Raw genomic sequence first — 18788 nt, 5'->3', positions numbered from 1 at the left:
ACTATTTGTCTAGTATCTCATATCTCCCATCTCAAATCTAATAAAAATGGAATTAAGTAAAATAAATAGGGTTTTCTTTGTTGGTATCGGCGGTATCGGCATGAGTGCGCTTGCCCGTTATTTTGCTAAACGCGGACAGGTTGTTTGTGGTTATGATAAAACCAAAACTAAACTGACCGAAACCTTAACACAGGAAGGGATTTTGATTACCTATCTTGATGAAACCGCTGCATTGCCTAGTGAATTTTTGGATCATCAGGATGATACCCTTGTAGTTTATACACCAGCAATTCCAAAAGATTCAAAAATTTTAAACCACTTTATAGAAAAAGGTTTTGCGCTTAAAAAACGCTCAGAAGTTTTAGGGATTATCAGTAAAGGAATGTTCTGTATTGCTATTGCAGGCACACATGGCAAAACCACAACATCGTCTATTGTTGCGCATATTTTAAAAGATACCGGTTACGATTGTACCGCTTTTTTAGGTGGAATAACCAGCAACTATAACAGTAATGTGCTTTTTGGAGAAAATAATGTGGTAGTGGTAGAGGCTGATGAATACGATCGTTCTTTTCTCACGCTACATCCGGATGTAGCCGTGGTTACTTCTATGGATGCCGATCATTTGGATATTTATGGCGATAAAAGTCATCTGGAAGAATCTTTCCGTTTGTTTGCAGGTCAACTCAAAGCTGAAGGTATACTTTATGCTCACGAAGGAGTGCCGCTTGAAAAAAGCATGAGTTATGCAGCAAGTTCAACAGCAACAGCAAAAGCAGAAAATTTAAGGGTAGAAGGTTCGAAATTTGTTTTCGATTATACCGATAGTACGCATAGCATAAAAGATATCAGTTTAATGTTGCCTGGTAAGCACAATGTCGAAAATACAACCGTTGCCATTGCTATTGCTTTGCAATTGGGGATTGATGCTGAGAAAGTAAAGCAGGCCGTTGCAAATTTTAAGGGAGTTAAACGCCGCTTCGAATATATTGTAAATAATGGCAATCAGATTTATATCGATGATTATGCACACCATCCTGAAGAACTGAGGGCTTGCTTTGATGCTGTGAGACAATTGTATCCTGGTAAAAAATTGACGGTAATTTTTCAGCCGCACCTGTTCACGCGGACCAGGGATTTTGCAGATGAATTTGCAAAAGTTTTAAGCACTGTTGATGAACTGATTTTATTGGAGATTTATCCTGCAAGAGAATTGCCCATTGAAGGGGTAAATTCACAGTTTTTATTGGATAAGATCACTTTGGCGGATAAAAAAATATGTGGAAAAGATTTTGTGGTTCAGTATGTTAATGATACCAGGCCTGAATTAATTTTAACCGTAGGTGCGGGAGATATCGACACGATTATCGATCCCCTTAAAAATACTTTGAACAATGCTTAAAAGGATAAACTGGAGCGCAATTTTTACCGGCTTTGCCTGGCTAATCAGCCTGGTTGGGGTGGTGGCGCTTTTGAGTTTTATCAATGTGAAGAAACAGACAGTTAAATGTACAGATGTTAAAATCCTGATTCCCGGGGCAGACAATTTTATAGAACGCGAAGAGATCGATGCTATTTTGAAGGAAGATCAAGGTGTGCTTTTAGGCCGGAACATCGAAAATATCAATATTCATAAAATAGAGAAAAAACTGCAGTCTAATCCTTATATCGGTTTTGCCAAAGTATATGTAGAAATGGATGGGGTATTACACATTGAGGTAAAACAGCGTCAGCCTATTCTTCGTATATTAAGTGAGAATGGACAAGATTTTTACATTGATAACGATGGACGTAAAATGCCTGTTTCATCAAACTTTACGGCTAATGTGCTAGTGGCAACAGGACATATTACAGAAGTTTTTGGTAGTAGAGTAGATACTTTGCATACGCAACTGGCAAGAGATTTATATAAAACTGCACAATTCATTAAAAAAGATACCCTCTGGGATTCTCAGATTGAGCAGGTTGTGGTTGATCAGAAAAATGATATTGAACTGATACCAAGAGTAGGTAATCAGCGTATTATTTTAGGTAATGCCGATTCGCTTGAAAAGAAAATGAAAAACCTGTTATTGTTTTATAAAAAGGCCATGCCGCAGGTAGGATGGGATACTTATAGAACGATCAATATTAAGTACACGAATCAGATTGTTTGTGAAAGAAGAGATTCGACAGAATTAAGGAAAAAAGCTAAAACAATTTCTGCAGCAGATAGTTTGAGGATACAACGAACTGTAACCGATTCATTAATTAGAAGTACCATAGTTGCATCAATGGATGATCGCCCTGAAGCCGATCAAGAGAAAAAAGAAGAACCAAAAAAAACTGAAGTTCGGAAGGTTGAACCTAAAAAGGCTGAAGTAAAAAAAACAGAGCCTAAAAAAGTAGAGCCGAAAAAAACAGCACCAGTTAAAACAGAAGTAAAAAAGCCGACCGTTACGTCAGCTACAAAACCAAAGGAAACGAAACCCGCGGATAAAAAAGAAAAGCCGAAGCAAACGGCAACAACACAGCCAAAGCCGGCAAAATCTGAGGCTCAATTGAAAAAAGAGAAAGAAGCAAGAGAGAAAGAAATCAAAGCCCTGGAAAAACAGTATAAAACTCAGCAAAATTAACGAATATGGACAAGGCAAAATTTACCAGTCAGTCGCCCATCGTAGTAGGATTGGATATCGGTACTACAAAAATTTGTGTTATCGTTGGCCGTAGAACGCAACACGGTAAAATAGAAATCTTAGGAATAGGCAAGGCAGAATCGGCGGGAGTTACGCGTGGGGTAGTTTCTAACATTCAAAAAACAGTGCAGGGCATTGCCCAGGCAGTTGAGGTGGCGAGCGGACAATCCAATGTAGAAATACAGGTGGTAAATGTGGGTATCGCTGGTCAGCACATTAAGAGCTTACAGCACAGAGGAATTTTAACAAGAAGAGAATTAAACAACGAAATCGGTAAAAAGGATATTGATAAGTTGATTGATGATATGTTTAAGCTGGTAATGCCTCCGGGTGAGGAGATCATCCATGTATTGCCGCAAGAATTTACCATTGATAATGAGCCAGGAATTAAAGATCCGATCGGTATGGCAGGGGTTCGCCTTGAAGCTAACTTCCATATCATCTCAGGTCAGGTTACGGCCGTAAAAAATATCATCAAATGTGTAAACAATGCAGGGCTGCAAACTCAGGATTTAATTCTTGAGCCATTGGCTTCATCTGAATCGGTGTTGAGCGAGGAAGAAAAAGAAGCCGGTATTGCCTTGGTTGATATTGGTGGTGGTACCACAGATATTGCTATTTTCCACGAAGGTATCATCCGTCATACCGCAGTGATCCCTTTTGGTGGTAATAGTGTTACTGAAGATATCAGAGAGGGTTGCTCTGTAATGCGTAACCAGGCCGAGTTGTTGAAAACCCGTTTCGGTTCGGCATTGGCTGAAGAGAATAAAGAAAATGAAATTATTTGTGTTCCGGGCTTACGTGGCCGCGAACCAAAAGAAATTTCGGTTAAAAACCTGGCCTATGTTATTCAGGCGCGTATGGAAGAAATTATTGAACACGTATATTACGAGATCAAATCTTCCGGATATGAGAAAAAACTCATCGGTGGTATTGTGATTACCGGTGGTGGTGCTTTGTTAAAACACTTATCTCAGGCGGTTGAATATGTAACTGGTTTAGATTGCCGTATCGGTTATCCGAACGAGCATTTATCTAAATATGAGGATATGCCTAAGGCCATTTACGACGATCTGAAAAGCCCTATGTATGCAACCAGTGTAGGTTTGCTGATTAAAGGAATCCAGAAAGCAGAAGAGTTAATTGAAGAAATGAAACAACCTGGTGTTTTTGTTGAGAAACCAAAAACGGCCAAAGAGAAAGAGAAACGTGGACCAGGTTTGTTCGATAAATTACTGGCAAAAACAAGGACTTTCATTCAGGATGATATGAATGTAAGCGATGAAGATTACTTGAAAAGTTAATAACTTTTCCACAAAAGATGAGTTTTCCACATTATTAACAGTTGTGGAAAACGTCTGTTGAAAAAGTGTTAATATTACATGGAGTAATGAACAGAATTTAAAATTTTTAAACAACTGATTCATAAAGATATGCAGTTCGAAATGTTAAAAGATAAATCTTCAATCATCAAAGTTATTGGTGTTGGAGGTGGTGGCGGCAACGCAGTGAACCATATGTACCTGTCTGGTATTACTGGTGTGGATTTTATTATTTGTAATACAGATGCCCAGGCTTTGGAATCTAGCCCTATACCTAACAAGGTACAATTAGGCGCTAGTTTAACCGAAGGAATGGGAGCTGGTTCTATTCCTGAAGTTGGTAAAAACTCAGCTATAGAAAATATAGATGATATTAAGGCCATGTTAGGTAGTACAACCAAAATGCTTTTTATTACAGCAGGCATGGGTGGCGGTACCGGAACAGGCGCTTCTCCAATCATTGCGAAAGCAGCTAAAGAACTTGACATTTTAACTGTAGCCATCATTACTACGCCGTTTTCTTTCGAAGGAAAAAGACGTAGACTGCAGGCTGACGAAGGAATGGAAGAGTTGAAAAAGTATGTAGATTCTTACCTGGTTATCTCTAACGATCGCCTGCGCGAAATCTTTGGAAACTTAACTTTGGGTTCTGCCTTCGGCCAGGCTGACGATATTTTAACCACAGCTGCAAAAGGTATTGCGGAAATCATCACGGTTCCAGGTTATATCAACGTGGATTTTAAAGATGTGCGTACCGTAATGAAAGATAGCGGAGTGGCCATTATGGGTAGTTTCGCTGCAGAAGGAGAAGACCGTGCATTGCAGGCAGTAGAGGGCGCTTTAGCTTCTCCATTGTTAAAAGATAACGAAATTGAAGGTGCCCGTTATATTTTATTGAACATCAGTTCTGGTTTACGTGAGGTAACTATGGATGAGGTTTCGATCATTACAGACTACATTCAGGAGAAAGCTGGTTTATCAGCAGACTTGATATGGGGTAACTGTACCGACGAATCTTTAAGCGATAAACTTTCTGTAACCATTATAGCAACAGGTTTCCAAACTTCAGAAGAACGTGTGCATGAAGAAAAAAATAAAAAGAAAATATCACTTTTAACACCAGAAGAAGCACCACTTGTTCGCCCGGTTGAGCCAGTAAATTCTTTCATTCAACCTAAAGCAGCACCATCTTATGAGCCTGTTTTAAAAACCAAGGAAGAAGTTTCGCAAGCAGATCTTTTTGGTGGCATGTTCAATAAATCAGAGCAGCAAAAAGTTCAGGAGCCAGAAAGTAATGTGGTTCGCCATACTTTAATTGAAGAAGAGCCTCAGGTAGAAGAAGTAACGGAAACCGGGTTTGAGTTCGAAGTTAAATTGGCAGAAACTAATTTTGTATTCGAAACACCAGCAAAAGCAGCTCCAATGCCACAGCCTGAACCAGAAATCGAAATGCCGGTTGTTGGCTTAGATGACGACAAAAGTGACGAATCAATGGAAGAGCAATTGAAAAAATCTAAGGAACGTATTTTACGTTTAAAAGATTTGAGTATGAAATTGCGTACAACCAATGGTTTACAGGAGCTGGAAAACGAACCTGCTTACAAACGCAAACAAATGCAGTTGCAACAAGTTCAACATTCTTCAGAATCGCAGGTAAGTAGGTTTACGTTGAGTAATGACCAGGACGGTGGTACAGAGATCAGACCTAACAATTCTTTTCTGCACGATAACGTTGATTAAAACGAACCAAATATAATTATAAAGCCCCGGTGTAAAATCGGGGCTTTTTTGGCATAAAATTAGCGCAGTAAGATCTAAATTCGAGCTTAGCAAAATCATTGGGTTGATTTTAAGACGAATAAAGCTTAAATTCGCAAAATTTCATTATAAAACACATACATACATTGGATATATTTGATAAGATAGCAAAGCACATGGGGCCACTTGGCCAACATCAAAAATGGTCTCATGGGTATTTCTCATTTCCAAAATTAGAGGGAGAAATTGCACCACACATGCAATTCAAAGGAAAAGAGCATTTGGTTTGGAGTTTAAACAATTACTTAGGCTTAGCCAATCACCCCGAAGTTAGAAAAGCAGATGAAGAAGCTGCAGCTCAGTATGGTATGGCTTACCCTATGGGCGCCCGCATGATGAGTGGAAATTCTAATTTTCACGAGCAATTGGAGCAGGAATTGGCCGCTTTTGTAGGTAAGCCTGATGCATTTTTATTGAATTATGGTTATCAGGGAATGGTATCAATTATTGATACCCTGGTTGATCGTAATGATGTAATAGTTTACGATGCAGAATCACATGCTTGTATTATTGACGGGCTTCGTTTGCATATGGGTAAAAGATTTGTCTATCAGCACAACGATATCGATAGTGCCCGTAAACAATTGGAACGTGCTACCAAATTAACAAAAGAATCTGGCGGTGGTATCCTTTTAATTACCGAAGGTGTTTTCGGAATGAGCGGTGCACAGGGTAAACTAAAAGAAATTGTAGATCTTAAAAATGATTTTGAATTCCGTATCCTGGTTGATGATGCACATGGTTTTGGTACCATGGGTAAAACTGGTGCAGGTACACATGAAGCTCAAGATTGCATTGAAGGCATTGATGTTTACTTTGGTACATTTGCCAAATCAATGGCAGGTATTGGTGCCTTTGTCGCATCTACCGTAGAAATTACCAATTTCTTAAGGTATAACATGCGTTCGCAAACTTTTGCCAAAGCCTTGCCAATGCCAATGGTAATCGGGCTATTGAAGCGTTTAGAGTTATTGAAAAGCCGTCCGGAGTTAAAAGATAAACTTTGGGAAATTGCTACAACCTTACAAAAAGGACTTCGTGAACGTGGATTTGATTTAGGGGTAACGAACTCTGTTGTAACACCGGTTTTCTTAAAAGGAGAGCTTTCAGATGCCACAGCCATTACCTACGATTTACGTGAAAACTATAGCATCTTCTGTTCAATCGTAGTGTATCCGGTAATTCCTAAAGGAATGATCGAATTACGTTTAATCCCAACAGCTGTACACACGCTGGAAGATGTACAACGTACTTTGGATGCTTTTAGCGAAGTTGCCGAAAAGTTAGAGAACGGATATTATAAAGAGAATCTTTTCGCTACTGCTTAAGATCAATAGAAATTTTACAAAGCCCTTTAAATATGTTTAAAGGGCTTTTTTTTGTAACTATTTTTTGCAAATACTTGTTTATCAGTTGTTTGTTGTTGGTTTTTTTGGGTTGTTTGTTTATAAACCCACTATATGTGGAAAAAAAACGGTTTAGTAGACCGTTTTTTTATTGTTCCAAAAATTTTTTTATTTCCTTAAACCCTTTAAATTAGATAATTAAAACTAAAAAACCTTAAGAACCATAGGAGTACTCAAAAATGAAAAAATTCGAAGAAGTAAAAAGTTTAGTGACAGCTTTAGAAGCTGATGCAGACAAATTTTATAACAAAGGAAACAGCGCGGCAGGAACCCGTATCCGTAAAGGTATGCAGGATCTGAAAAACTTAGCTCAGGCCATCCGTTTAGAAGTTCAGGAAGCCAAAAATAAAGCTTAAGCGATTTTAAATAAATATGATACCAGATGGCCTCTTTATGCGAAGAGGCCATTGTTTTTATTAGACAAAATTAAATCATCACAATTCCCCTCATCCTTACCATGAAAAAACTAATTCTACTCATATTGCTTGGTTGTACACAATTAATGTATGCCCAGGAAAATTTAAATTTTGGCCGTCAGAAAGAAATTATATCGCCGCAAACGAATCCTGATGGTACTTTTACTTTCAGGCTTAAAGCACCAAATGCCAGGAAGGTAGAAATACAGGGTGATTTTTTGGTTTCGAAGCCAAACACCCCACCCACGCAGGAAATGACATTGGGAACAGATAGTGTTTGGACCTATACTTCGGCAGTTTTACCCTCGGAACTTTACAGTTACAGTTTTATTGTTGATGGTTTGAAGATCCGGGATCCAAACAATGTTTACCTGATCAGAGATGTATCTTCTGTTGTTAATGTGTTTTTAGTGGGGAATGGCAAGGCAGATTTATATATGGTTAAAGATGTACCGCATGGAACGGTGGCAAAACGTTGGTATCAATCCGCCGGGCTTAAAACCAGTCGAAGACTTACTGTTTATACGCCGCCAGGTTATGAAGCGTCGAAAGGGAATTATCCGGTTTTATATCTGTTACATGGTGTTGGAGGGGATGAAGAAGCCTGGATGCAACTCGGTAGAGCTTCTCAGATCTTAGATAACCTCATCGCTGCTGGCAAAGCCAAGCCGATGATTGTGGTGATGACTAATGGCCACACCAGTAACACCGCTGCACCGGGAGAATCTTCAAAAGGACTCTATAAGCCGATTATGATGACACCTGATGTTTTCAATGGTGATATGGAATCCTACTTTAAAGAAATTATCGATTTTACAGAGAAAAACTATCGTACTGGTAAAATGCAGAATGATCGGGCCATTGCAGGTTTATCAATGGGAGGATTTCATTCCCTGTATATATCGGCCAATTATCCTAAAACTTTTGGTTATGTCGGTTTGTTTTCTCCGGCGATATTGCCACCGGCCAGCGCAGCAAGCCCTATCTACAAAGATTTGGATTTGAAACTTGAAGCGCAAAAGAAAAATGGCTATAACTTATATTGGATTGCGATAGGCAAAACAGATTTCTTATATAAAAATGTGAGTGAGTTTAGAAAGAAGCTTGATGGAATGAGCTTCAAATATGATTATAAAGAAAGTGAGGGCGGGCATACCTGGTCGAACTGGCGGGATTACTTATCAGCATTTACGCCGATGTTGTTTAAATAATTCTCACCAAACGAAGAAGGCTTCCAAATTTTGAATTTGGAAGCCTTCTTATTATTTAATCATGCGATTAAGCCGTTTGAATTATTTTATCAAGTTCAGCAATAATTAATTGTTCTAAAGATGATGAAGCTTTTATCAGCGGTAATCTCACCGTGTCTCCACAAATATTTAAATGTTTCAAAGCAACTTTAATTCCTGCCGGATTTCCTTCAGCAAAGGCCAAACGCGTAAACTCTACCAAACTTAAATGGGAAGGATTAGCCACTTTAAATTCGCCTTGCAAACATACATTAACCATATCAGTAAAAGGTTTAGGAACCGCATTTGCAATTACGGAAATCACCCCCGAAGCTCCTAAAGCAATCATGGGTAAGGTAATCGGATCATCACCGGATATTAAAAGGAAATCTGCTGGTTTATCTCTCATAATCTGGTTAAACTGATCAAAACTTCCTGATGCTTCTTTAGTTGCAATAATGTTTTTAAAATCATGAGCCAGTCTGCAAGTCGTTTCCGGACTCATATTGCTCATCGTACGCCCGGGAACATTATAGAGGATTAAATCCAATGGCGAAATTTCAGCTAAATGTTTATAATGCTGATAAATTCCTTCCTGGGTAGGTTTGTTGTAATAAGGACTAACGGATAAAATTGCGCTATAGCCTGAAGTATCGAAAGATTTGATCTCGTCAGCCACAGCCAAAGTATTATTGCCACCAATACCTGCAACCAATGGTAATCTGTTATTGTTAATTTCAGCGGTATAAGCCCACACCTTCTTCTTCTCCTCCTTGGTCATTGTAGCAGTTTCGCCGGTTGTACCTAAAGAAACGAGGTAATCTATCCCTCCTTCTACCAAATGATTAATCAGGTTTTTTAAGCCATTATAATCAACTGATCCATCTGTGTTGAAAGGCGTAACCAATGCTACACCAGTACCCTGAAATTTGTTCATTTTTAATTTATAATTATTGAATTTTGAATGAGAGATTGAATGAATGCTTTGTACATTCTATCATCCGTTAATTCAATCACTCCCTCACCTTATTTTATCATTTCCAATAGCTCGGCATCACTGATAATTGGAACGTTTAGTTTATTCGCTTTTTCCAGTTTGGATGGTCCCATGTTATCACCTGCAACAAGGTAATTCAATTTACCCGAAATACTGCTCAGCATCTTTCCTCCATTGGCCTCAATCATATCTTTAAGCTCATCGCGGCTAAAGTTTTCAAAAACGCCCGAAATTACGAATGTTTTTCCAATAAGTCGATCACTGTCAAGCGTAATTACTTTTTCTTCAATTTCAAACTGCAATCCGGCTAATTTTAATAATTCTACCTGTTGTAAATGCTCAGATTTTCCGAAATACTCAACAATACTCTCTGCAATGCGCTGTCCGATTTCATCAATGGCGATTAATTCTTCGACCGTTGCCTTTGCCAGATTGTCTATATTTTTTACACCAGCGGCAGTTTTTCTAGCAACTGTTTCGCCAACATAACGAATGCCCAAGCCAAAAAGCACTTTTTCGAAAGGCATTTCTTTCGATTTTTCAATGCCGCTGAGCATATTTTCGATTGAACGTTCGCCAAAGCGTTCTAAGGTTTTGAGCTGATCAGATTTTTCATGTAACGTATATAAATCGCTGATGTGCCTTATAAGCCCATGCTTGTAAAAAGTTTCGATGGTTTCATCTCCAAGTCCATCTATATTCATGGCCTTGCGCGAAATAAAATGCTGGATTTTTCCAACAATCTGCGGCGGGCAGCCTTCATCATTAGGGCAATAGTGTACCGCTTCACCTTCTTTTCTGATCAGTTCGGTTCCACATTCGGGACATTTATGCAGATATATTACTTTGCTTGAGCCCTCTATGCGCTTAGCTTGATTGACCTTTATAATTTTCGGGATAATTTCACCACCTTTCTCTACGTAAACGGTATCACCTTCATGTAAGTCCAAACGATCTATTTCGTTTGCATTGTGTAGGGTAGCCCGTTTAACAGTAGTGCCAGCCAATAAAACAGGTTTCAAATTGGCAACCGGTGTAACTGCACCTGTTCTGCCTACCTGGTAGGTAACTTTTTCCAGAACCGTTTCAACCTCTGCCGCCTTATATTTATATGAAATGGCCCAACGCGGTGATTTTGAGGTAAAACCCAATTCCTGTTGTTGTGCATAACTGTTTACTTTAATTACAATACCATCAATATCGTAGCTTAATTTAAAACGTTCGTTTTCCCAATGATGGATAAAATCGAGCACTGCATCAATGTTCGGCACCAGTTTGTTGTGTTCGCAAACATGAAACCCCCAATCTTTTACCGCACTTAAACTTTCCCAATGCGTTTTAAATTCATTTTTATCTGTGTATAGGAAGTAGATAAAACCATCTAATGGTCGTTTGGCCACTTCCTTGCTATCCTGCATTTTTATGGTTCCTGAAGCAAAGTTACGTGGATTTGCATATGGGATTTCGCCGAGTTCTTCACGAAAAGCATTTAAGCGTAAAAAAGCCGCTTTATGCATAAAAATCTCGCCACGGATTTCAAAGTGCTCAGGTGCTACAGTCGATTTGATCTGATGCGGAATGGTATGGATGGTTTTTACATTATTGGTCACGTCATCACCTTTAGTGCCATCGCCACGGGTAACTGCACGTAAAAGTTTGCCATTTTCGTAAGTAAGGCTAATAGATAGTCCATCAAATTTTAACTCACATACATATTGGAAATTGTCGCCAATGGCTTTACGGATGCGTTCATCAAAATCGCGGAGATCTTGTTCATTGTAGGTATTCCCCAAAGATAACATGGGGTATTTATGTTTTACAGTGACAAAATTTTTGGTAATATCGCCACCTACCCGCTGGGTTGGCGAATTCGGATCAGCAAAGTCTGGATTTGCTTTTTCGAGCTCGGCAAGGTGCTTTAATTTTTTATCAAACTCGTAATCGCCAATGGTAGGCATTGCCAGCACATAATAATTATAGTTGTGTTGGTTTAATTCGGCCACCATGGCATCCATTTCTTCTTTTATTGCAGTTAGCGACATAAGACAAATATAGAAAAAGGAGGAAAGGGTTTTATGGTGTGGAAAACAAAAAAACTGCTCTGTTTAATCTTTTTTAAGATGTTAGCGAGAAATCGTCATTGCGAGAAGGCTTTTTCAGCCGACGAAGCAATCTCTTGCGGTGGGTTATTGCGATCGTTTTAAGATTGCGTCGTCGTTCCTTCCTCGCAATGACGACTTTTTTAGATTTCTCCATTCCACTGCGTTTCAGGAGATGACGATTTTTCTTACAAGTCTATTTTTTCTTCAATTTCCTCAAAAATATCCATATAGTCTTTTTCCAAAACCGCCTTGAAAAGGCTCAACTCAAAAGTCAGCTGCTGCAACTGTTTTTCATCCAATGTTTCAGGCCAAAGCCGCATGCAAATCCGGTTCAAGGCATAACTGATGTTTTCTAGCTTCTGGTAACTCAAAAGATATTTGCTGCTGATAAACTTTTCCAAAAAATTAAAGAATACCTCAGGGTTTTTAAGGTTACAGTGTGCTAGGAAATCACTTAACGATTCTTTTTTTACTGCATTCAGCTGATCATAAAAATGATTTACCTGGATGAAGTTGTGTTCAATCAATAAATGATCTAGCAATAACTCCAGGCCTATATGGGCTAAAAAAGAAGGGCGAACAGGGGTATTTTCGACAACGGGTTTAATGAGCTGTTTAAGTTCAGTGGTTTTCTCCAGAAAAAAATTAGAAGAATGAAAAAGCAGATCTACAGCCAGATGTCTTTTCCATCCAATAAGCAGGTTTTCCTCGTCAGGATTTCCTTTAAACAGAAATTCATTCTTCTGCGGATATAAATTTGCCTCTTTTACTGCATTTTTGATCAGATCCGGCAAAACTGTTCCCATTACCACATTGGCGTCATTACTTGTCCGGTCGAAATAATAATGTGATAAAAAGTTCATCGTGCAAGGTAATATTTTCTCGTATGGTTGTAAAGCGCGGATGGTAAAATATTGGTAAGGATCACAAGCTGCATAATCATTTGCGATAACTCGTTTACAAAACCAACTAATTTGCTTTAAACTAAGCTAAAATTTTATCTTTGCACGCACATTATTAAAGTGTTTGTACAATGACGAATTTTGTTGAAGAGTTAAGGTGGCGTGGCATGCTGCATGATATTATGCCGAATACGGAGGAAAAGCTAAACGAAGGTATGACTTCTGGTTATATCGGTTTCGATCCTACTGCAGATTCGTTGCATGTTGGTCACTTAACGCAGATCATGACACTGATTCATTTTCAAAATGCTGGTCACAAGCCATTTGCTTTGGTTGGTGGTGCTACCGGTATGGTGGGCGATCCATCAGGTAAATCTGATGAACGTAATCTTCAGACCCCTGAGATGATTGAGCACAACCTGAAAGGGATGAAAAAGCAATTGGCTAAATTCTTAAAATTTGAAGAAGGTGGGAATGGTGCCGTAATGGTTAATAATGCTGATTGGTTTAAGGATATGAACCTTTTTACCTTTATCAGGGATGTTGGTAAACACATTACTGTGAATTACATGATGGCAAAAGATAGCGTTAAAAGACGTTTGGAGGGAGACTCGGGCTTGTCTTTTACCGAATTTTGTTACCAGTTGATTCAGGGGTACGATTTCTATCATTTATGGAAAAACGAAAACTGTTTGGTGCAAATGGGCGGCTCCGATCAATGGGGTAATATTGTTACCGGTACAGAGCTGATTAGAAGAAAAGACGCTGGTACAGCTTATGCCATTACTACACAATTGATTAAAAAGGCTGATGGAACCAAATTTGGTAAAACCGAAAGTGGTGCGGTTTGGCTTGACCCGGAAAAAACTTCTCCATATAAATTTTACCAGTTTTGGTTAAATGCATCAGATGATGATGTGAAAAAATGGATCCGTATTTTTACGCTGAAAAATAAGGAAGAAATAGAAGCCCTTGAAAAGGAACATGATGCTGCACCGCATTTACGTATCCTTCAAAAAGCTTTGGCTGAAGATATCACTGTTAAAACCCACTCGATAGAAGCTTTGGAAACGGCTATTAAAACATCTGAATTTTTATTCGGAAACGGATCACTTGAGTTTTTAAGGGGTTTATCAGATAAAGCCGTATTAGATATATTTGATGGGATTCCGCAATACAAGATTCTGATTGAGGAGCTTGGGGCAGGAATTGATGCAGCAAGCTTACTTGCCGAAAAATCAGCTATATTTCCATCAAAAGGAGAGGCTAAAAAAACCATTCAGGGTGGAGGTGTTTCTGTAAATAAAGAAAAGGTGGCTGAAATGGCTCAAATCTTTACCGCAGATCATTTAATAAACGACAAATTTATTGTAGTGCAAAAAGGAAAGAAAAATTATTTTCTTTTGATCGCTGAATAAATTTTCGGGCTCATTGAATTAAGATTTATTCATTGGGCCCGAATTTAAAATTGAACTTGAAGCTGAGCTCCTTCAGGAGCTTCCACTAAGTTATATTTGCCATGTGCCAGATAAATTCGATCATTTGGTATTTATCTGTATCCAAATATGGTGAAAGTTCCCTCATCTTCTTCATAAGATATATGCAATTCTGTTAAAAGGTGTTTAAATTATTTGGTTTCATCAGGTATTTTGGGGGCAATTAAACTTCCCATATGTTCTGCATAAAATAGTATCGTTCATTACTGATGACACCCCTTTTTTTAACATTTTTTTTTATTCCGCTAAAATATCCGGATCGTTTGAGGTATAGTATTTATACTTTTCACTTTTAGAAATACCAGGATTTTCGAAGAAATCACTATAAAAATTCTTTTCCCGCTAACGCCCATTTTACTTTTGGTTTTAAAATTCCGTCAATTATAATTGGGATATCATATCCTGAAAAGAAAAAAGCCACTAAAGTGGCTTAGATGAGCGTTGACTTATATATGCTAATTAAATACGTAAAACTTATTAAAACACTTATAACACTTATATCTCTTAACGGAAACCCATGGCATCAGGGTTTTAAAGATAAAACCTCTCGGTACCCGATAGGTTTCGAAATTTTTACACTTCGGACAATGCAAACGGATTTTAACTAAAGTTAATTCTTCTGAGGTTTTCATAATAAGCTTGAGTTTGATTGGGTAAATCAAATTTAAACAAAATAAAATATATGATCTAAGCCAAAAAACTACCAATTTATTGATTTCATCTACTTATTTTGCCATTTTAAGGCAAAATGCGTTCAAAAGGATTCTTAAAGTTGGTTTTTGTTTTATAATTTTTGATTTCTGTATCAGTTAACAGACAGTATTCTAAAGATTTTTTCAACTTTTCATTATTCATTTCCTGTCCGATAAAAACAAGTTCATTTTTACGGTCACCAAAATCGTTATCCCATTCAGCATCAATTTCAGATTTATTTTCCAAATAATCTACGTATTGTTCACGTTCATCCTGGGGCATGCTTGCCCACCATACCCCGGCCAAATCTATACGTAAGGAGCCACCTGCCTGCGAGAAATTAATGGCCTGTTCGGGCATGGCAGCTAAATAGAAAATCCCTTTTGAACGGATAATGTTCTGTGGAAATTCCTTATTGATGAAATGCCATAATCTTTCAGGGTGAAAAGGCTTTTTGGAACGGAAAACGGTAGAGCTTATTCCGTATTCTTCAGTTTCTGGCTGATGAACTTCTTCAAGCTCTTTTTTCCATCCGGCTCCATCAGATGCCGATTCAAAATCGAATAAACCCGTATTTAAGATTAAAGCTGGGTTTATTTCTCCAAAAAGAGTCGGATATATTTTGGCTGTTGGGTTAAGTTTTGCAATTAATGCCTTTAGTACCTTAAGGTCGGTATCGCTTACCAGATCTGTTTTGTTCAATAAAATTACATTGGCAAATTCGATCTGGTCGGTAAGTAGATTTACAATAGTGCGCTTATCAGCTAAGTCATCAACCATATTACGGTCGGCAAGTTTATCTGCCGAGCCAAAATCCTGGTAAAAGTTATAAGCATCCACAACGGTTACCATCGTATCTAATTGGCTAAATCTACTGAGGTCAATACCCGAAGCTTCACCAATAAAGGAAAAGGTTTGCGCCACAGGAATAGGTTCAGATATTCCTGTGCTTTCAATCAGCAGGTAATCAAACCGGTTTTCTTTCGCCAATCTTTCCACTTCAATCATCAGGTCTTCACGCAGGGTACAGCAAATGCAGCCATTGCTCATTTCTACCAGTTTCTCATCTGTTTTAGATAAGGTATGCTGATTTTTAACCAAGGCAGCATCAACGTTCACCTCGCTCATATCGTTTACAATAACGGCCACTTTTAAATCTTGCTTATTTCTCAATATGGCGTTAAGAAGCGTAGTTTTCCCGCTGCCTAAAAAACCACTTAATACTGTTACAGGTAATTTCTTTATCATTTTAATGCAATTATGTTGCAAATATAATGTTGATTATTTTAAATGCAACTAAATTGCTTTTATATTTGGACATTAAATTTATTTGAATGAAACAAAGGATCTACAAAATCAACCTCGACAGGATAGGCATTACGGCTTCAACACTTTGTGCTATACACTGTGCTGCATTGCCATTTTTAATTACCGTTTTGCCTTTATGGGGGATGGGGTTTTTAGCTAATGAAGCAGTTGAAATTACCATGATTGCAGTTTCATTGGTTATTGGTATCTGGAGTTTAAATACTGCATATCGCAAACAGCATCGCCGTATAATGCCAATTCTGGTCCTTATTACTGGCTTTGCCTGTATAGCTTTTGGGCATTTTTCAGGCATTGAATTATTAGAGCCTATTTTGATCCCTATTGGTGGTCTTACCATTGCCGCAGCCCATTATATTAATTTAAGAATGCTTAAAAGCTGTCCATTGGATCATCAATAATCGATTATATCAATGAAATATAAGATCTTATTTATTCCTGCATTATTGTTTATTTCAATGTTGAGCCCTGCTTGTAAACATGGTACAAACGATGGAATAGAACTCTACAGGCGTTATGCCATAAAAAATCTAGATATTAAAAAAGTGCAAAAAACAGTACATCATGATTAGGGTAAGTTCGTTAGCACATGTTTATGACAAGGGGAGAAGGCTGAAGTTTCCGTGTTGGGAAATCGGCGATATGGAGCAATGGCTTTTACTAGGTGCCTCGGGCAGTGGCAAGAGTACATTGCTTAATATTATTTCAGGTCTTTTAAAGCCGAGTCAGGGTGCAGTTTTAATTAACGGAACCGATTTATATACTTTGCCTGTACGGGGGCTTGATCGGTTTAGGGGCAGGCATATAGGCATCATTTTTCAAAGACCACATCTTATCCGTTCTCTTGATGTGCTCGATAACCTGGAACTTGCAGCAGTAATGGCTGGTTTGCCAATAGATCATGAACGAAACCGCTCGCTTTTAGCTGATCTGGGTATTAGCGATCTGGCTAAAAATTATCCCGATCAATTAAGTCAAGGCCAGTTGCAAAGGGTTTCGGTAGCGCGTGCATTGGTAAACAAACCCGATCTCTTGATTGCAGATGAGCCAACCTCCAGTTTAGATGATGAAAATGCCAATCAGGTAATCAAGATGCTGACTACTCAGGCAAAAGATAACGGTGCTGCACTGATCATAGCCACGCACGATTCCAGGGTTCGGGATCACCTTACTAAAACTTATCTTCTCTAATGAATATCCTTAAAATCAGTAGCAAAAACCTCGTCAGGAATAAGTTAACTACAATTCTTAATATTATTTTAGTTGCCTTTGGTGTAGGCATACTGTCTGTTCTTTTCCTGGCTTCCACACAGATTAACAATAAACTGGAAAATAATGCAAAGGATATCGATCTGGTTGTGGGGGCAAAAGGAAGTCCTTTACAGCTGATACTGAGCAGTGTTTATCATATTGATAATCCAACTGGTAATATTCCGGCTAAAGATGCATACCAATTAATGCACAACCCTATGGTTAAAAGGGCCGTTCCATTGGCTTTGGGCGACAATTATAACGGTTACCGAATTGTGGGTACTGATAGCAGTTTCCTGAACCTTTATGGCTTATCAATCCAAAAGGGGAGTTATTGGCATCAAGATTTAGAAGTAACCCTGGGTAGCAATGTTGCCCAAACATCTGGCCTTAAAATTGGCGATTCTTTTTTTGGTGCGCATGGTTTAACCGGTAGCGGAGATATTCACAAAAAATATGCTTACCAGGTTAAGGGAATTTTAAAACCACAGGGAAATATAACTGATAACCTGATTCTCACCAATATTGGCAGTGTGTACAAAATGCACGAAGAGAAGCATGCCGAAAACCATAAACATACCGCAGCAGAAGAAGCCAAGGAAATTAACGATAAACAGATTACAGCATTATTGATCCAGTATAAATCACCAATGTCTGTTATTGTTTTCCCACGGATGGTTAACCAGAGCACCAATATGCAGGCAGCATCTCCGGCAATGGAAAGTGCAAGGTTGTTTTCGCTCATCGGTGTTGGAATTGATACATTAAGATGGTTTGCCATATTTATTATGGGAGTTGCTGCGCTGAGTATTTTTATCAGCCTTTATAATGCCATGAAAGAACGGAAATACGACCTGGCCATTATGCGTTGTTTAGGTGCATCAAAACCTAAATTATTTTTTTTGGTCATGTTTGAAGGGGTTTTGGTGACATTTATCGGCACCTGTTTGGGTTTGCTGATCGGGCATGCCGCGCTAGAAGTAATCGGAATTTATCAGGAAGCTTCTCAAGCAAAATTAACAGGGCTTACTGCTTTTCCGCAAGAAATATATTTAATCTGGGTCGGGCTGTTCATTGGGGCTTTGGCTTCGCTTATTCCGGCCATGCAGATTTACAAAGTTGATATTGCAGCAACATTAACAAAAGACCGTTAAG

At 38.5% G+C, this 18788-nt stretch carries 16 protein-coding genes; 12 read left to right on the top strand and 4 right to left on the bottom strand.

Annotated features, from left to right (window positions below; all coding sequences use genetic code 11):
- Positions 1-46: 46 nt before the first annotated feature.
- The 7 genes from murC to OQX63_RS03580 all read left to right on the top strand — a co-directional run bounded on the left by murC (position 47) and on the right by OQX63_RS03580 (position 8848).
- Positions 47-1402 (top strand): UDP-N-acetylmuramate--L-alanine ligase, encoded by a 1356-nt coding sequence (murC, locus tag OQX63_RS03610; protein ID WP_265849517.1) that lies wholly within the window; start codon positions 47-49, stop codon positions 1400-1402.
- The gene (locus OQX63_RS03605) at positions 1395-2615 is read left to right on the top strand and encodes a cell division protein FtsQ (protein WP_265849516.1); all 1221 of its coding nucleotides are present in this window, start codon (positions 1395-1397) and stop codon (positions 2613-2615) included. Before murC ends, OQX63_RS03605 begins: the two co-directional genes overlap by 8 nt.
- 5 nt (positions 2616-2620) lie before the next feature.
- Positions 2621-3979 (top strand): cell division protein FtsA, encoded by a 1359-nt coding sequence (gene ftsA / locus OQX63_RS03600; RefSeq protein ID WP_086545007.1) that lies wholly within the window; start codon positions 2621-2623, stop codon positions 3977-3979.
- A gap of 129 nt (positions 3980-4108) precedes the next feature.
- Entirely contained in the window at positions 4109-5737 is a 1629-nt protein-coding gene (gene ftsZ / locus OQX63_RS03595) for a cell division protein FtsZ (RefSeq protein WP_265849515.1), read from the top strand.
- Between the two features lie 164 nt (positions 5738-5901).
- On the top strand, positions 5902-7143 hold the full coding sequence (locus tag OQX63_RS03590) for an aminotransferase class I/II-fold pyridoxal phosphate-dependent enzyme (protein ID WP_265849514.1): 1242 nt from the start codon (positions 5902-5904) through the stop codon (positions 7141-7143).
- Between the two features lie 257 nt (positions 7144-7400).
- A complete protein-coding gene (locus tag OQX63_RS03585) occupies positions 7401-7577 on the top strand; it encodes a histone H1 (RefSeq protein ID WP_090499196.1) in 177 nt (58 codons plus the stop codon).
- Between the two features lie 101 nt (positions 7578-7678).
- Entirely contained in the window at positions 7679-8848 is a 1170-nt protein-coding gene (locus tag OQX63_RS03580; protein ID WP_265849513.1) for an esterase, read from the top strand.
- Between the two features lie 67 nt (positions 8849-8915).
- Here OQX63_RS03580 and dapA read toward each other — a convergent pair whose 3' ends face one another.
- The 3 genes from dapA to OQX63_RS03565 form a co-directional block, all read right to left on the bottom strand.
- Complete coding sequence (dapA, locus tag OQX63_RS03575) at positions 8916-9803, bottom strand: 4-hydroxy-tetrahydrodipicolinate synthase (RefSeq protein WP_265849512.1); 888 nt, start codon at positions 9801-9803, stop codon at positions 8916-8918.
- 89 nt (positions 9804-9892) lie between these two features.
- Positions 9893-11905: an NAD-dependent DNA ligase LigA gene (ligA, locus tag OQX63_RS03570; RefSeq protein ID WP_265849511.1), complete on the bottom strand. Its 2013-nt coding sequence runs from the start codon at positions 11903-11905 to the stop codon at positions 9893-9895.
- A gap of 245 nt (positions 11906-12150) precedes the next feature.
- Positions 12151-12828 (bottom strand): ACP phosphodiesterase, encoded by a 678-nt coding sequence (locus OQX63_RS03565; protein ID WP_265849510.1) that lies wholly within the window; start codon positions 12826-12828, stop codon positions 12151-12153.
- 170 nt (positions 12829-12998) lie between these two features.
- On the opposite strand from OQX63_RS03565, the gene tyrS reads away from it, so the two are divergent.
- A complete protein-coding gene (gene tyrS / locus OQX63_RS03560) occupies positions 12999-14285 on the top strand; it encodes a tyrosine--tRNA ligase (protein ID WP_265849509.1) in 1287 nt (428 codons plus the stop codon).
- Between the two features lie 816 nt (positions 14286-15101).
- Here tyrS and OQX63_RS03555 read toward each other — a convergent pair.
- The gene (locus tag OQX63_RS03555; protein ID WP_265849508.1) at positions 15102-16304 is read right to left on the bottom strand and encodes a GTP-binding protein; all 1203 of its coding nucleotides are present in this window, start codon (positions 16302-16304) and stop codon (positions 15102-15104) included.
- Positions 16305-16390: 86 nt separating this feature from the next.
- On the opposite strand from OQX63_RS03555, the gene OQX63_RS03550 reads away from it, so the two are divergent.
- Genes OQX63_RS03550 through OQX63_RS03535 form a run of 4 tightly spaced genes read left to right on the top strand, consistent with a single transcriptional unit; the run spans position 16391 to position 18787 of the window.
- Positions 16391-16783, top strand: coding sequence for a MerC domain-containing protein (locus tag OQX63_RS03550; protein ID WP_265849507.1), 393 nt, complete (start codon positions 16391-16393; stop codon positions 16781-16783).
- 12 nt (positions 16784-16795) lie between these two features.
- A complete protein-coding gene (locus OQX63_RS03545) occupies positions 16796-16954 on the top strand; it encodes a hypothetical protein (RefSeq protein WP_265849506.1) in 159 nt (52 codons plus the stop codon).
- On the top strand, positions 16947-17573 hold the full coding sequence (locus tag OQX63_RS03540; RefSeq protein ID WP_265849505.1) for an ABC transporter ATP-binding protein: 627 nt from the start codon (positions 16947-16949) through the stop codon (positions 17571-17573). Before OQX63_RS03545 ends, OQX63_RS03540 begins: the two co-directional genes overlap by 8 nt.
- Positions 17573-18787 carry an ABC transporter permease gene (locus tag OQX63_RS03535; RefSeq protein ID WP_265849504.1) on the top strand — a complete coding sequence of 405 codons (1215 nt, stop codon included), beginning with the start codon at positions 17573-17575 and terminating at the stop codon, positions 18785-18787. Before OQX63_RS03540 ends, OQX63_RS03535 begins: the two co-directional genes overlap by 1 nt.
- The last annotated feature ends 1 nt before the right edge of the window (position 18788 follow it).

Source organism: Pedobacter sp. PF22-3, from assembly GCF_026239555.1.
Classification (GTDB): Bacteria; Bacteroidota; Bacteroidia; order Sphingobacteriales; family Sphingobacteriaceae; genus Pedobacter.
The sequence above is the reverse complement of the archived record's forward strand: the minus strand, read 5'-3'. Positions and strand labels throughout refer to the sequence as shown.

Coding starts and splice junctions, on each gene's coding strand:
- OQX63_RS03605 (WP_265849516.1), top strand. CDS start 1,395: ATGCTTAAAAGGATAAACTGGAGCGCAATTTTTACCGGCTTTGCCTGG.
- OQX63_RS03550 (WP_265849507.1), top strand. CDS start 16,391: ATGAAACAAAGGATCTACAAAATCAACCTCGACAGGATAGGCATTACG.
- OQX63_RS03585 (WP_090499196.1), top strand. CDS start 7,401: ATGAAAAAATTCGAAGAAGTAAAAAGTTTAGTGACAGCTTTAGAAGCT.
- ftsZ (WP_265849515.1), top strand. CDS start 4,109: ATGCAGTTCGAAATGTTAAAAGATAAATCTTCAATCATCAAAGTTATT.
- OQX63_RS03580 (WP_265849513.1), top strand. CDS start 7,679: ATGAAAAAACTAATTCTACTCATATTGCTTGGTTGTACACAATTAATG.
- ligA (WP_265849511.1), bottom strand. CDS start 11,905: ATGTCGCTAACTGCAATAAAAGAAGAAATGGATGCCATGGTGGCCGAA.
- ftsA (WP_086545007.1), top strand. CDS start 2,621: ATGGACAAGGCAAAATTTACCAGTCAGTCGCCCATCGTAGTAGGATTG.
- tyrS (WP_265849509.1), top strand. CDS start 12,999: ATGACGAATTTTGTTGAAGAGTTAAGGTGGCGTGGCATGCTGCATGAT.
- OQX63_RS03545 (WP_265849506.1), top strand. CDS start 16,796: ATGAAATATAAGATCTTATTTATTCCTGCATTATTGTTTATTTCAATG.
- OQX63_RS03555 (WP_265849508.1), bottom strand. CDS start 16,304: ATGATAAAGAAATTACCTGTAACAGTATTAAGTGGTTTTTTAGGCAGC.
- OQX63_RS03535 (WP_265849504.1), top strand. CDS start 17,573: ATGAATATCCTTAAAATCAGTAGCAAAAACCTCGTCAGGAATAAGTTA.
- OQX63_RS03565 (WP_265849510.1), bottom strand. CDS start 12,828: ATGAACTTTTTATCACATTATTATTTCGACCGGACAAGTAATGACGCC.
- murC (WP_265849517.1), top strand. CDS start 47: ATGGAATTAAGTAAAATAAATAGGGTTTTCTTTGTTGGTATCGGCGGT.
- OQX63_RS03540 (WP_265849505.1), top strand. CDS start 16,947: ATGATTAGGGTAAGTTCGTTAGCACATGTTTATGACAAGGGGAGAAGG.
- dapA (WP_265849512.1), bottom strand. CDS start 9,803: ATGAACAAATTTCAGGGTACTGGTGTAGCATTGGTTACGCCTTTCAAC.